We start from the raw sequence: 12,527 nt of genomic DNA on the forward strand, positions 1-12,527 counted from the left end.
AAATGAAACAATTGATCCAGATCAACGGATGCCTGAAAGGATAGTCCTGAACGGGCTGTACGCTTGTGTGGTTGATTGCCGCGTGACCGGTTGTCTCACCCCCTTTACCGCGCCCCAAAACAGTGCGTTTACCGCACACAGGTGCCATTCCTCGCAACCTGCTGTTACAAAGTGGTGATAACCTGCAGCGTCGATCCCTGCGCCGAGGCTCTGTTTCGCCGATGTCAGACCCCGTTTTGCTGCTGCGTCATCACCGTCCCTTCCTGGCCTTCTGGCTGGCCCGGGTATTTACCGCCAGCGGCTTTCAGATGCTTACCGTGGCGATCGGCTGGCACCTCTACCAATTGACCGGCAATGTCCTCGACCTGGGCCTGGTGGGCCTGGTGGAATTCGCCCCGCGGGTGCTGTTCATGCTGCACACCGGACACGTCGCCGACCGCTATGACCGGCGCCGGGTCGCCGCCCTGTGCCAGAGTGCCCAGGCCATGATCGCCCTGGTGCTGGTGGTCGCCAGCAGCACCCACAGCGTCAGCCGCGAACTGATCTTCCTGCTGGCGTTCTTGCTCGGTAGCGCACGCTCCTTTGAAATGCCGGCGACCCAGGCGCTGCTGCCCAATGTGGTGCCCTCCGAGCTGTTTCCACGTGCCGTGGCTGCTTCTGCCTCGGCGATGCAGGCGGCGACCATCGTCGCGCCGGCGGTGGGCGGTTTTCTCTATGCCTTTGGCAGCGTCTGGGTGTACGGGCCGACGGTAGCGTTGTACCTGATTGCCTGCGTGTTGACCCTGGGCCTGGTGTCGCGCCAGCAACCAGGCAACCAGGGCCGCGCCAGCCTCGAATCGCTGATGGCCGGCATTCGCTTTATCCGCAGCCGCCCGGACATCCTCGGGGCGATCTCCCTGGACCTGTTCGCCGTGCTGCTGGGCGGCGCCACCGCGCTGTTGCCGGTGTTTGCCAAGGACATCCTGCTGACCGGCCCCTGGGGCCTGGGCCTGCTGCGCTCGGCGCCGGCGGTGGGCGCCCTGCTGATGTCGCTGTGGCTGGCGCGCTTTCCGGTGGAGCGCAAGGTCGGGCGGGTGATGTTTACCGCTGTCGGCGTGTTCGGGGTGGCGACCATTGCCTTTGGCCTGTCCACTTCGTTCTGGTTTTCCCTCGCCGTGCTGGCGGTGCTGGGCGCCGCCGACATGATCAGCATGGTAATACGCGGTGCCTTCGTGCAGCTGGAAACACCGGATGAAATGCGCGGCCGGGTCAGCGCGGTGAACGGGCTGTTCATCGGCGCCTCGAACCAGCTCGGTGAGTTCGAGTCAGGAGTGACTGCGCACTGGTTCGGCACGGTACCGGCGGTAGTGCTGGGCGGGGTCGGCACGCTGCTGGTGACCGGGGTGTGGATCAAGCTGTTTCCGACCCTGGCTGGGCGCGATCATATGCATAAGCAGTGAGGGCCTGTGGGAGCGGGCTTGCCCCGCGATAGTCACACCCGCAGCTCAGCCGCCACCCGCTTGCGCAGCACCCTGCCCGCCAGTTGCTCGACCAACACCAAGGCAAATTCCAGCGCCGCCGCCGACCCCTGGGCGGTGATGCAATTACCGTCCACCACCACCGGCTGATCGACAAAGCTGCACCCGGACAACCCCTGGCTGACAGCCGGGTCACAGGTCATGCGTCGCTGGCGCAACACACCATAGGCCTGCAGCGCCAACGGCGCTTCGCCGATCGCGGCAAAAAACTTGCCGGCCCTGGCCTGATCCTTGACCTGCTGCGCCAGTGGTTGGTGCGCGGCCATGTGCTGTGCGCCTTTTTCGCCCCCGGGCAAGACCATCAGGTCGAACGGCTGGGCCAGCAGGTCGACCAGCATGCCGTCGGCGGTCAAGCGCGTGCCGCGGGCACAGGTGAGCATCCGCCGGCCTTCGATACTGGCCACCACCACTTCGATCTCGGCGCGGCGCAGCACGTCGATCAGGGTCACGCTCTGCAGGTCATCCACGCCTTCGGCGACTACGATCAGGGCTCTGTGGGTCATCAACTGCTCTCCGCCGGGGTATCCCACAAGCTTAGTCGCTCACAGCAACAGGGTCAGTTGACGCTCGTGGCCCTGGCGTGCGCGGTAGCCGTCGCCGCTGTCGACCCAGCCGCTGGCCAGGTACAGCGCCAGGGCGGCGTGGTTGTCCCGGTCTACAGAAAGCTGCAGGCAACGCACCTCGGGCCACGCCTCGCACACCAGGCCCGGCAACGCCTGCATGAAAAATCGCCCCAGGCCCTGGCCCTGCAAGCGCTGATCGACTTGCAAGGCATTGATCGTCGCCGCATCGGCCCGGGCCCAGGGCGCCAGGAACACCCCGCGCTGAAGCAGCAAGAAGGCCCGCGGCAGGTTGTCCAGCAGCAGCGCCACGCCACGCCGGTCGGGACTGTTGCCACTTTGCAGGGTGTACAAGGCGCTAGCCATATCACCGGCAAAGCGCAGTTGCTCAGGCCGCACCTGGATGTCAAGCAGTTGCTCGCGCTGGGCCGGGTTAAGGTCGCGGTAGTCGGTCAAGTGCACAGCATGGTCAACTCGGGATGGGGGGAACGGCGCAGAACCTGCAGATATCTGCAGTGTATCGCGACATTAATTACCGCTGCCCGAGCATGCTGGTATGATGCGCGGCTTTTTTCCGACCCAGGGAAAAACCACAGTCTCCCGGTACAGTCTGTGCTTTGCTAACTGGGTCGATACATTCACGGCGCCGGGAGCGCCACGGGGAGCAGGCATGCTGGAAAGGCTGTTTCAACTAAAAGCACACGACACCAATGTCCGCACCGAGATTCTCGCGGGCGTGACCACCTTCCTGGCCATGGCCTACATCCTGTTCGTCAACCCGAGCATTCTCGGCGAGACCGGCATGGACAAGGGCGCGCTGTTCGTCGCCACCTGCCTGGCAGCGGCCATCGGCTCGACCACCATGGGCCTGATCGCCAACTACCCGATCGCCCTGGCACCGGGCATGGGCCTGAACGCCTTCTTCACCTACACCGTGGTCCTGCACATGGGCCACACCTGGCAGGTGGCCTTGGGCGCGGTGTTCATCTCGGCGGTGTGCTTCTTCCTGCTGTCGATCTTTCGCATCCGCGAATGGATCGTCAACAGCATCCCGTTGCCGCTGCGTTCGGCAATTGCCGCCGGTATTGGCCTGTTCCTGGCGCTGATCGCCCTGCATAACGCCGGCATCGTCGTCGATAACCAGGCCACCCTGGTGGGCCTCGGTGACCTCAAGAAACCGGCGCCGATCCTCGCCACCCTGGGCTTCTTCCTGATCGTCGCGCTGGAGGCCATGAAGGTCCGCGGCGCGGTGCTGATCGGCATCCTGGCGGTGACCGTGGCCTCGATCGCCCTGGGCGTGACTCCATTCAACGGCGTGGTGTCGATGCCGCCGTCGCTGGCGCCGACCTTCCTGCAGCTGGACATCAAGGGCGCGCTGGACGTCGGCCTGATCAGCGTGATTTTCGCCTTCCTGTTCGTCGACCTGTTCGACAACTCCGGCACCCTGATCGGCGTCGCCAAGCGCGCCGGCCTGATGCGCAAGGACGGCCACATGCCGAAAATGGGCCGGGCGCTGATCGCCGACAGCACCGCGGCGATGGCCGGTTCCCTGCTGGGTACCTCGACCACCACCAGCTACATCGAATCTGCAGCCGGCGTCAGCGCCGGTGGCCGCACCGGCCTGACCGCCATCGTGGTAGCCATTCTGTTCCTGCTGGCGCTGTTCTTCGCACCGCTGGCCGGCAGCGTGCCAGCCTTCGCCACGGCACCGGCGCTGTTGTTCGTCGCCGTGTTGATGGCTTCGGGCCTGGCTGAAATAAACTGGGACGACATTACCGAAGCCGCGCCGGTGGTGGTCACTGCCCTGGCCATGCCGCTGACCTACTCGATCGCCAACGGCATCGCCTTCGGTTTCATTGCCTGGACCGCGATCAAGCTGCTTTCCGGCCGCGCCCGTGACCTCAACGCGGCACTGGTGATCCTCTCGGTCCTGTTCGTCATCAAACTGGGCTGGTTCAACGCATGAGTGCTGTCTTCGACCCTTCGACCTACACCCAGCAGCTCGACGCCAAGGTCGCGCGCCTGCGCGAGCTGCTGGCGCCGTTCGCGGCGCCCGAGCCTGCGGTATTCGACTCGCCGCGCGAGCACTATCGCCTGCGCGCCGAGTTCCGCCTGTGGCGCGAAAACGAGCAGCGCTTCTACGCGATGTTCGCCCCGGGCGAGAAACACACGCCGATTCTGATTGAAGACTTCCCGATTGCCAGTCTGCAAATCAACGACCTGATGCCACGGCTCAAGGCCGCCTGGCAAGCCAGCTCGGCGTTGAGCTTCAAGCTGTTCCAGGTGGAGTTCCTCACCACCCTGGCAGGCGATGCAATGATCACCCTGTGCTATCACCGTCCGCTGGACGAGCACTGGGAGCGCGCCGCGCAGCAACTGGCCAGCGACCTGGGCGTGAGCATCATCGGCCGCTCCAAGGGCAAGCGCGTGGTGATCGGCCGCGATTACGCGGTCGAAGAGCTACAGATTGCCGGGCGCACCTTCCGCTACCGCCAGCCTGAAGGCGCCTTCACCCAGCCCAACGGCGCGGTCAACCAGAAGATGCTCAACTGGGCCTATGAAGCCCTGGGCGAGCGCCAGGATGATCTGCTCGAGCTGTACTGCGGCAACGGCAACTTCACCCTGCCGCTGGCCACCCGGGTGCGCAAGGTACTGGCCACCGAGATCAGCAAGACCTCGGTCAATGCCGCCCTGCACAACCTCGACGATAACGCTGTGGATAACGTGCGCCTGGTGCGTCTGTCAGCTGAAGAGCTGACCGAAGCGTTGAACGAAGTGCGACCGTTCCGCCGCCTCGAAGGCATTGACCTCAAGAGCTACCAGTTCGCCAGCGTGTTCGTCGACCCGCCGCGCGCCGGCATGGACCCGGATACCTGCGAGCTGACCCGGCGCTTCGACAATATCCTGTACATCTCCTGCAACCCGCAAACCCTGGCGGCCAACATCGCCCAGTTGCACGACACCCATCGCATCGAGCGCTGTGCGTTGTTTGACCAGTTCCCGTATACCCATCACATGGAGAGCGGGGTGTTGCTGGTTCGCCGTTGAAGCTATCGCGGGTCAAGCCCGCTCCTACAGGAGCGGGCCCTTCAGCCGAGCCCCGAACACATCAACAGCGGCACCAGCTGATCCTCATCGGTCAACGCCCCATGGTGCCCGCGCCATTGGCTGGCGTGCTTTTCCACCTCGCTGCGAATGATCCCGCCCGCCCCGCGCGGGACCACGATCAGATCGCCAATCCGCCCCTCCGCCTGGCTTAGCAGCACATCGCCGAACAGCCCCTTGGCAATCGCCTGGGCCTTGCTCAACACGTGATAGCCCTCCCCCAGACGATTCTGCCAGCGCTCGTGCACGCGGTCCTGCTGGTGCGCGTGGGTGTACAGGTAGCGCGCGCGAATATCCCCGGCCATCGCCCGCACGCCCTCCTGCAGCGCCGGGTCCAGATCAAAGTCGCGCACCTGTTCGCTGTCCAGCGCCAGCATGCCGTGGTCGGCAATCACCATCAGCCGCGCCTGCTCAGGCAAGGATTGGGCGATGGCCCGGGCCAGCTGGTCGGCAATCTGCAGTTGCTTAAGCCAGCCCTCGGAGCCTGGGCCGAACAGGTGCCCGGCAAAATCCAGGTCGCCGAAATAGGCGAAGCAGAACGCCGGCCCCGGCACGGCCAGGGCGGCATTGACCAACTGCGGATAAGCATCATAGGCCGGCGCCGCGAGGATCTTGCCGGCCCGGTAGATCGCCCGAGTGAAGTCCGAACCGGCATAGCGCCCGAGCATCACCGTGCTGATGGCGATGCCCTGGGCCGCGGCCTGGCCCCAGGCATCGGCGGGCACGATAAAAGTCTCCGGCGGCGGCGCGCCGCTGGCCTGCGCCTCGACCTGCAAGGGCGAGGTGGTCCAGGTCAGCGGCGACAGTTCAGTGTGTTCATCCAGGGCAAAACCACAGCCGACAATACCGTGGGCGCCGCTGCCCAGCCCGCAAGCCACCGAGGCCAGGCTGGTCGCCGTGGTGGCTGGAAAGCCTACCTTGAAGTGGCTGTCCGGCTGCATCAGCGAGGCAAGAAACGGCGCATGCCGGGCGTGGGCCTGCAGCAGGTTCCAGCCCAGGCCGTCGATCAGCAGCAGGCAGGTGCTGCGCGAATGGTCGAGGCGAAAGGCATTGCGAAAACCGTGGCCACCCAGGGCCGCGAAAATCGACTGGGTGAGGTTGGCCAGGCCGGGCCAGGTTTCACCCAGCGACTGCAGGTCGTTGATCGGCGTTGCCATGTTGCCCTCCGTGGTCAGGTGCAAAGCAACAGGTGTAGCACAGGCTGTGCGATCAGCGCACAGAAAACACCCCTGCGGCCTTGCGCCCGATTGACCAAATTAACCATTCGGTACATTTTTAAGCGAAGGCACTCCCGCTTCATCACCAAGAATAACAACGGAGTTTTCAACATGGCTTTGGCCTCTTCTTCCGGCATTCTTGCCGGCCTTATCGGCGCGGGCATCCAGGCTTCGCGCACCCCGGCGCTGCACGAGCACGAAGGCGCCGCGCAAGGCCTGAACTACCTGTACCGGCTGATCGACCTGGACCAGCTCAAGCTCGACAGCAGCGCCCTCGAAGAGCTGCTGACCGCGGCCGAGCACATGGGCTTCACCGGCCTGAACATCACCTTCCCGTGCAAGCAGGCGATCCTGCCGCTGCTCAACGAACTGTCACCGCAAGCGCGCGGTATCGGCGCGGTGAACACCGTGGTATTCAAGGACGGCAAACGCATCGGCCACAACACCGACTGCCTGGGTTTTGCCGAGGGCTTTCGCCGTGGCCTGAGCGACGCGCCGCGCCGCCAGGTGGTGCAGATAGGCGCCGGTGGCGCCGGCGCTGCGGTAGCCCACGCGCTGCTGGAAGAAGCGGTCGGGCAACTGAGCGTGTTCGATGTCGAACCGGCCCGTGCCCAGGCCCTTGTGGACAACCTCAACCAGCACTTTGCCGGCAGCCGCGCCAGGGTCGGTCATGACCTGCAAAGCGCCATGGCCAGCGCCGACGGCCTGGTCAACACCACGCCCATGGGCATGGCCAAGCTGCCGGGCATGCCGGTGCCCAAGGCGCTGCTACGGGCGGATCTGTGGGTGGCGGAGATTGTTTACTTTCCGCTGCAAACCGAACTGCTGCGCGAAGCCCGGGCCCTGGGCTGCCGCACCCTGAGCGGGGCGAACATGGCGGTGTTCCAGGCGGTGAAGGCGTTTGAACTGTTCAGCGGGGTGAAGCCTGATGCGGCGCGGATGATCGAGCACTTCAACAGTCTGGGTGACTGAAAAGCATCGCGGGGCAAGCCCGCTCCTACGGTAGGAACGGGCTTGCCCCGCGAAAATACTCAGGCCTGCAAAAATCTAAGCACCGACTCGCAAATCATCTGCCGATGCCGGTCCTTGACCGCCTTGTCCTCGAAGTCCACCTGGAAGATCTCACCAAAGGTGTGCCGGTTCGACACCCGGTAGAAGCAGAACGAGCTGATCAGCAGGTGCACATCCAGCGCCTCCAGCCCCTGGCGGAATACCCCCTCGCCAGCACCGCGCTTGAGCACTTCATCCAGCGCCGTGAGTACGGTCTTGTTCATCGAGCGAATCGCCGCCGAGCGCTTCACGTACTCGCCGTGGTGCATGTTCTCGTTGCAGACGATGCGCACGAAATCGACGTTGCGATCATGGTGATCGAAGGTGAATTCCACCAGCCGGCGGATGCCCAGGCGCGGCTCGAGTTCGGCCAGGTGCAGGTTGCTTTCAGTGCTGCGAATATCGCCGTAGAGCTTCTCCAGCACTTCTACGTACAACTGCTCCTTGCTGTTGAAGTAGTAGTAGATCATGCGCTTGGAGGTTTGCGTGCGCTCGGCGATCGCATCGACCCGGGCGCCGGCCAGCCCCTGCTGGACGAACTCGCTGATCGCCGCCTGGAGAATGTTCTCGCGGGTCTTTTCCGGATTGTTCTTGCGGCCCTTGCGCGGCGCTTGTTCGGGGGCTGCGCAGAGTGCTGGGGTAGTCGTCATACGGGACTCATGGCCATCGGTTAACCCGGCAATTATGAGCCCCGGGTGCTGAGTAAGGAAGCCTCGGTGCCTGCGCCCTACAACTTGGCCTGGGCCGGCGCGCCGGCGCGGGCCTTGGCCATGGCGGCCAGGCGCACGGCGACGTTGGCCGCGCCATAGCCGCTGTAACCGTTACGCCGCTGCAGCACCTCGAAGAAGAAGCGCTCCTCAAACGGCTCGGTGTACACATGAAACAGCTCACCGCCCTGGGCATCGCGGTCGTAGAGCACGTTGTAGTAAGCCAGTTCGCTGAGGAACTCGTCGTCGAAATCAAAGCGTGCGGCAAGGTCGTCGTAGTAGTTGAGCGGAATGTCGAGCAAAGCCACCCCCGACTCCTTGGCCTGTTTGACCGCAGTAAAAATGTCCTCGCAGTCAAAGGCAATGTGGTGAACGCCGGAACCGCGGTAATGCGACAAGGCATGGGCAATCGCCGTATTACGGTTTTCCGAAATATTCAGCGGCAGGCGGATCGAGCTGCAACGGCTGCGCAAGGCGCGACTCTTGACCAGACCATAAGGGTCGGGCAACACCACTTCGTCGTCGGCAGTAAAGTCCAGCACGCTCTTGTAGAACAGCGCCCAGCTGTCCAGGCCGTCGGCCGGCAAGGCCAGGGCCATATGGTCGATGCGGGTCAGGCCCAGGCTGCTGCCCGCTTGCGGCTGCAGGCTGAAGTCGGTGTCATAGATAGTCCGGCCCTGGGCATCCTGGTCGACCAGGTAGATCAAGCTGCCGTCCGGCGCACGCACCGCCGCCAGCTCGCGCTCGTTGGGGCCGACCAGGCCGCGATAGGGCTGGCCATGGTAGGCCACGGCACGGGCCAGGGCCTGGGCGCTGTCCTTGACCCGGATCGCCGTGGCGCACAGCGACGGGCCATGGCTCTCAAAGAAGTTATGGGCGAAGGAATAAGGCTCGGCGTTGAGGATCAGGTTGATGTTGCCCTGGCGCAGCAGGCTGACATTCTTCGAACGGTGCACCCCGGCGCGGGTAAAGCCCAGGCGCTCCAGCCAGTTGCCGAGCTTGGCCCCCAGGGCGTCGTCGACGGCGAACTCGAGAAACTCGACGCCATCGTAGGCGCTGGCACGTGGTGGGGCGAACAGCAGGTCGTCGCTGGCCGGCGCTACGCGGTCTTGCTCAAGGCGCTGGCGGGTCTTTTCTTCCAGGTACAGCAGCGAGCGCAGGCCATCGGCGGCATTGGCCCGAGGCGGTGCGGCGCGAAAGCCATCGTTGAAGATCTCCAGCGACAGCGGGCCGCTGTAACCGCTGGCCAGGATCGGCGCGAGAAAACCCGCCAGGTCGAACTCGCCCTGCCCCGGGAAGCAGCGAAAGTGCCGGCTCCACTCCAGCACGTCCATGGCCAGGAGCGGCGCATCGGCCATCTGCACGAAAAAAATCTTGTCCCCCGGCACCTGGGCGATAGCCCGTGGGTCGCCCTTGAGCGACAAGGTGTGGAAGCTGTCGAGGATCATCCCCAGGCTTGCGTGGTCAGCCGTTTTGACGATGTCCCAGACCTGCTCCCAGGTGTTCACGTGGCGGCCCCAGGCCAGGGCTTCGTAGCCGATGCGCAGGCCACGGGCCCCAGCGCGCTCGGCCAGCAGGCGCAGGTCGTCGATCAGCACCTGGCGCTCACCCAGGGAATCGGCGGCGACATTGCTGCACACCAGCACCAGATCGGTGCCCAGTTCCTGCATCAAATCGAATTTGCGTTCCGCGCGTTCCAGGTTGCGCGCCAGGCGATCGCGGCGGCAGCCCTCGAAATCGCGAAACGGCTGGAACAGGGTAATCGCCAGGCCCAGATCGGCGCAGCGCTGGCGAATTTCGCGCGGGCTGCCGGCGTAGTACAGCAGGTCATTTTCGAAGATCTCGACCCCATCGAAGCCCGCGGCGGCGATGGCTTCGAGTTTTTCTGGCAAAGTACCGCTCAAGGATACGGTGGCGATCGAACGCTGCATTATTCTGGCTCCGATGGGCAGGCAAAAACCGGTGGAGGAATTATTGGTGTTGAGCAAATTTTGCTCAATGCAAAAGGTACGAACTAGTTAGTTTTGTGTTCGATTATCGCCCAATATAGCGTTCAGTCAATTGACCCTTTTTTGACCACAGGCGCACCATTTCGACACCAAGGCTTGACCCATAAACATAAAAATACGGGTAACCCGCGATGATCCACTCTCAATCCACCCGCATGGCCCAGCCCCTGGGTACTACTGCGCACGCCGGCATCGGCGACAAGCTGCGTGGCGCCATGGCCGTCGGCAAGACCCGCTGGGTCATGCTCGCGCTGGTGTTCTTCGCCACCACCTTGAACTACATCGACCGCGCCGCCCTCGGGGTGATGCAGCCGATTCTGGCCAAGGAGATGAGCTGGACGGCGATGGACTACGCCAACATCAACTTCTGGTTCCAGGTCGGCTACGCCATCGGTTTCGTGCTGCAAGGCCGGCTGATCGACCGGGTCGGGGTCAAGCGCGTGTTCTTCTGCGCCGTGCTGCTCTGGAGCCTGGCTACCGGCGCCCATGGCCTGGCCACCTCGGCGGTGGGCTTCATGGTCTGCCGGTTCATTCTCGGCCTGACCGAAGCGGCCAACTACCCCGCCTGCGTCAAGACCACCCGCTTATGGTTCCCGGCCGGTGAGCGCGCCGTGGCCACCGGCATTTTCAACGCCGGCACCAACGTCGGCGCCATGTTCACGCCGATGCTGTTGCCGTTGATCCTCACCGTCTGGGGCTGGCAAGCGGCGTTCATCGGCATGGGCGCCCTGGGCCTGGTCTGGGTAGTGTTCTGGGGTCTGAAATACTTCAACCCGGAAGATCACCCGAGCGTCAGCAAAGAAGAACTGGCCTACGTGCAAAGCGAAGTGGAACCGGAACAAGCCCGCGTGCCGTTCTCACGGATCCTGCGCATGCGCGGCACCTGGGCCTTTGCCCTGGCCTACTCGATGACCGCGCCGGTGTTCTGGTTCTACCTGTACTGGCTGCCACCGTTCCTCAACCAGCAATACAGCCTGGGCATCAGCGTCACGCAGATGGGTATCCCGCTGATCGTCATCTACTTGAGTGCGGATTTCGGCAGTGTCGGCGGTGGCATTCTTTCGTCGTTCCTGATCGGCCGCGGCATGGCCCCGGTCAAGGCGCGGCTGCTGTCGATGCTGCTGTTCGCCACCACTATCATCGGCGTAATCTTCGCCGCCGGCGCCAGCAGCCTGTGGGTCGCGGTGCTGGCGATTTCCCTGGCCATCGCCGCGCACCAGGCCTGGACCGCCAACATCTGGAGCCTGGTCATGGACTACACGCCCAAGCACATGATGAGCACGGTGTTCGGTTTCGGCGGCATGTGCGCGGCCATCGGCGGCATGTTCATGACCCAGCTGGTCGGCTACATCCTGACCACCACCAACAACAATTACACCCTGCTGTTCACCATGATCCCGGCCATGTACTTCATCGCCCTGACCTGGATGTACTTCATGGCCCCGCGCAAGGTGCCGAAGGTCGAGGCCTAACGCCGCCGTTGCAACCAGGCGGCGCCCAGGCCGCTGAGGCAGATCAAGGCAATCCCCACCAGCCCGGCCATGTCCGGGCTGTGTCCGAACAACACCAGGCCGAGAACACCGGCGAACACGATCTGACAGTAACTGAACGGCGCCAGCATGGCCGGTGGCGCATGCCGGAACGCCTGGGTCAGGAACAGGTGCGCGGTCATCCCGCAGGTGCCCAGGGCCACGGCCATCAGGCCATGGATGAAGCTCGGGGTCTGCCAGAACATCGGCACCACGGCGCTCATCACCAAGGTGTTGAGCAGGCCGGTGAAGAAGTTGCTGGTGGTCGGGCTGTCGGTGCCGCTGAGCTTGCGCGTCAGCAACTGGTAGAAGCAGAAGCACAAGGCCGAGCCAAATGGCAGCAACACCGCCGGGGTAAACAAGGCCCCGCCCGGATGGATGATCACCGTCACCCCGACAAAACTCACCAGCACCGCCACCCATTGCCCGCGCGTGACCTTCTCGCCCAGCAGCGGCAGCGACAGCGCTGTGACCAGCAACGGCGCGAGGAAGTTGACCGCCGTCGCCTCGGCCAGCGGTATGTACTGCAGGGCGGTGGTGAACAACAGGCTGGTGCCCAGCAGGCACAGCGCGCGCAAGGTCTGCAGCCCCGGTCGCCGGGTGCGCAACACGCGCAGGCCCGACTGCGGCAGGAAGATCACCATCATCAGCAGGGTGTGCACCAGGTAACGCGCCCACACCACCCAGAGAATCGGATAGAACCCCGCCAGGTACTTCGACAAGGCGTCGTGGCTGGCGAACAGAAAGGTCGCCAGCACCACCAGGGCAATGCCCTTGAGCGGTTGGCTGACAGCGTCGAGCGCAGTAGGACGGGGCATCGATAAAAGCTCGCA

Annotated in this window: 11 protein-coding genes; 5 read left to right on the forward strand and 6 right to left on the reverse strand. The window is 64.0% G+C overall.

From position 1 onward, the window contains the following. The first annotated feature begins 221 nt into the window (after window positions 1-221). Entirely contained in the window at window positions 222-1,439 is a 1,218-nt protein-coding gene (locus ACIOVF_RS13275) for an MFS transporter (protein WP_045195887.1), read from the forward strand. A gap of 32 nt (window positions 1,440-1,471) precedes the next feature. Here ACIOVF_RS13275 and ACIOVF_RS13280 read toward each other — a convergent pair whose 3' ends face one another. Beyond that, a complete protein-coding gene (locus ACIOVF_RS13280) occupies window positions 1,472-2,020 on the reverse strand; it encodes a DJ-1 family glyoxalase III (protein ID WP_045195885.1) in 549 nt (182 codons plus the stop codon). A 39-nt stretch (window positions 2,021-2,059) separates the two neighbouring features. Continuing rightward, window positions 2,060-2,539, reverse strand: a complete 480-nt coding sequence (locus ACIOVF_RS13285; RefSeq protein WP_045195883.1) for an N-acetyltransferase — start codon at window positions 2,537-2,539, stop codon at window positions 2,060-2,062. A 208-nt stretch (window positions 2,540-2,747) separates the two neighbouring features. Between ACIOVF_RS13285 and ACIOVF_RS13290 the strand changes: the two genes are divergently transcribed. Together ACIOVF_RS13290 and trmA are read left to right on the forward strand one after the other, a co-directional pair. Further along, window positions 2,748-4,043 carry an NCS2 family permease gene (locus tag ACIOVF_RS13290; RefSeq protein WP_045195880.1) on the forward strand — a complete coding sequence of 432 codons (1,296 nt, stop codon included), beginning with the start codon at window positions 2,748-2,750 and terminating at the stop codon, window positions 4,041-4,043. Then, entirely contained in the window at window positions 4,040-5,125 is a 1,086-nt protein-coding gene (trmA, locus tag ACIOVF_RS13295; RefSeq protein WP_045195878.1) for a tRNA (uridine(54)-C5)-methyltransferase TrmA, read from the forward strand. The genes ACIOVF_RS13290 and trmA overlap by 4 nt, the downstream gene beginning before the upstream one ends. Before the next feature lie 41 nt (window positions 5,126-5,166). Here the strand turns inward: trmA and ACIOVF_RS13300 are convergent, their stop codons facing one another. After that, entirely contained in the window at window positions 5,167-6,339 is a 1,173-nt protein-coding gene (locus ACIOVF_RS13300) for an alkaline phosphatase family protein (RefSeq protein WP_401289905.1), read from the reverse strand. A 171-nt stretch (window positions 6,340-6,510) separates the two neighbouring features. Between ACIOVF_RS13300 and ACIOVF_RS13305 the strand changes: the two genes are divergently transcribed. After that, a complete protein-coding gene (locus tag ACIOVF_RS13305; protein ID WP_401289908.1) occupies window positions 6,511-7,371 on the forward strand; it encodes a shikimate dehydrogenase in 861 nt (286 codons plus the stop codon). 59 nt (window positions 7,372-7,430) lie between these two features. Here the strand turns inward: ACIOVF_RS13305 and ACIOVF_RS13310 are convergent, their stop codons facing one another. Then, window positions 7,431-8,099 (reverse strand): TetR/AcrR family transcriptional regulator, encoded by a 669-nt coding sequence (locus ACIOVF_RS13310; protein WP_045195875.1) that lies wholly within the window; start codon window positions 8,097-8,099, stop codon window positions 7,431-7,433. 77 nt (window positions 8,100-8,176) lie between these two features. Continuing rightward, on the reverse strand, window positions 8,177-10,087 hold the full coding sequence (quiC, locus tag ACIOVF_RS13315) for a 3-dehydroshikimate dehydratase QuiC (RefSeq protein WP_258716306.1): 1,911 nt from the start codon (window positions 10,085-10,087) through the stop codon (window positions 8,177-8,179). 209 nt (window positions 10,088-10,296) lie between these two features. On the opposite strand from quiC, the gene ACIOVF_RS13320 reads away from it, so the two are divergent. Beyond that, on the forward strand, window positions 10,297-11,637 hold the full coding sequence (locus ACIOVF_RS13320) for an MFS transporter (protein ID WP_045195868.1): 1,341 nt from the start codon (window positions 10,297-10,299) through the stop codon (window positions 11,635-11,637). Here the strand turns inward: ACIOVF_RS13320 and ACIOVF_RS13325 are convergent. Continuing rightward, complete coding sequence (locus tag ACIOVF_RS13325) at window positions 11,634-12,512, reverse strand: DMT family transporter (protein ID WP_045195866.1); 879 nt, start codon at window positions 12,510-12,512, stop codon at window positions 11,634-11,636. The genes ACIOVF_RS13320 and ACIOVF_RS13325 overlap by 4 nt on opposite strands. Between the last annotated feature and the right edge of the window lie 15 nt (window positions 12,513-12,527).

The organism is Pseudomonas sp. NPDC087612, from assembly GCF_044743505.1.
GTDB lineage: Bacteria > Pseudomonadota > Gammaproteobacteria > Pseudomonadales > Pseudomonadaceae > Aquipseudomonas.

Coding starts and splice junctions, on each gene's coding strand:
- ACIOVF_RS13290 (WP_045195880.1), top strand. CDS start 2,748: ATGCTGGAAAGGCTGTTTCAACTAAAAGCACACGACACCAATGTCCGC.
- ACIOVF_RS13320 (WP_045195868.1), top strand. CDS start 10,297: ATGATCCACTCTCAATCCACCCGCATGGCCCAGCCCCTGGGTACTACT.
- ACIOVF_RS13275 (WP_045195887.1), top strand. CDS start 222: ATGTCAGACCCCGTTTTGCTGCTGCGTCATCACCGTCCCTTCCTGGCC.
- ACIOVF_RS13300 (WP_401289905.1), bottom strand. CDS start 6,339: ATGGCAACGCCGATCAACGACCTGCAGTCGCTGGGTGAAACCTGGCCC.
- ACIOVF_RS13305 (WP_401289908.1), top strand. CDS start 6,511: ATGGCTTTGGCCTCTTCTTCCGGCATTCTTGCCGGCCTTATCGGCGCG.
- ACIOVF_RS13325 (WP_045195866.1), bottom strand. CDS start 12,512: ATGCCCCGTCCTACTGCGCTCGACGCTGTCAGCCAACCGCTCAAGGGC.
- trmA (WP_045195878.1), top strand. CDS start 4,040: ATGAGTGCTGTCTTCGACCCTTCGACCTACACCCAGCAGCTCGACGCC.
- quiC (WP_258716306.1), bottom strand. CDS start 10,087: ATGCAGCGTTCGATCGCCACCGTATCCTTGAGCGGTACTTTGCCAGAA.
- ACIOVF_RS13310 (WP_045195875.1), bottom strand. CDS start 8,099: ATGACGACTACCCCAGCACTCTGCGCAGCCCCCGAACAAGCGCCGCGC.
- ACIOVF_RS13280 (WP_045195885.1), bottom strand. CDS start 2,020: ATGACCCACAGAGCCCTGATCGTAGTCGCCGAAGGCGTGGATGACCTG.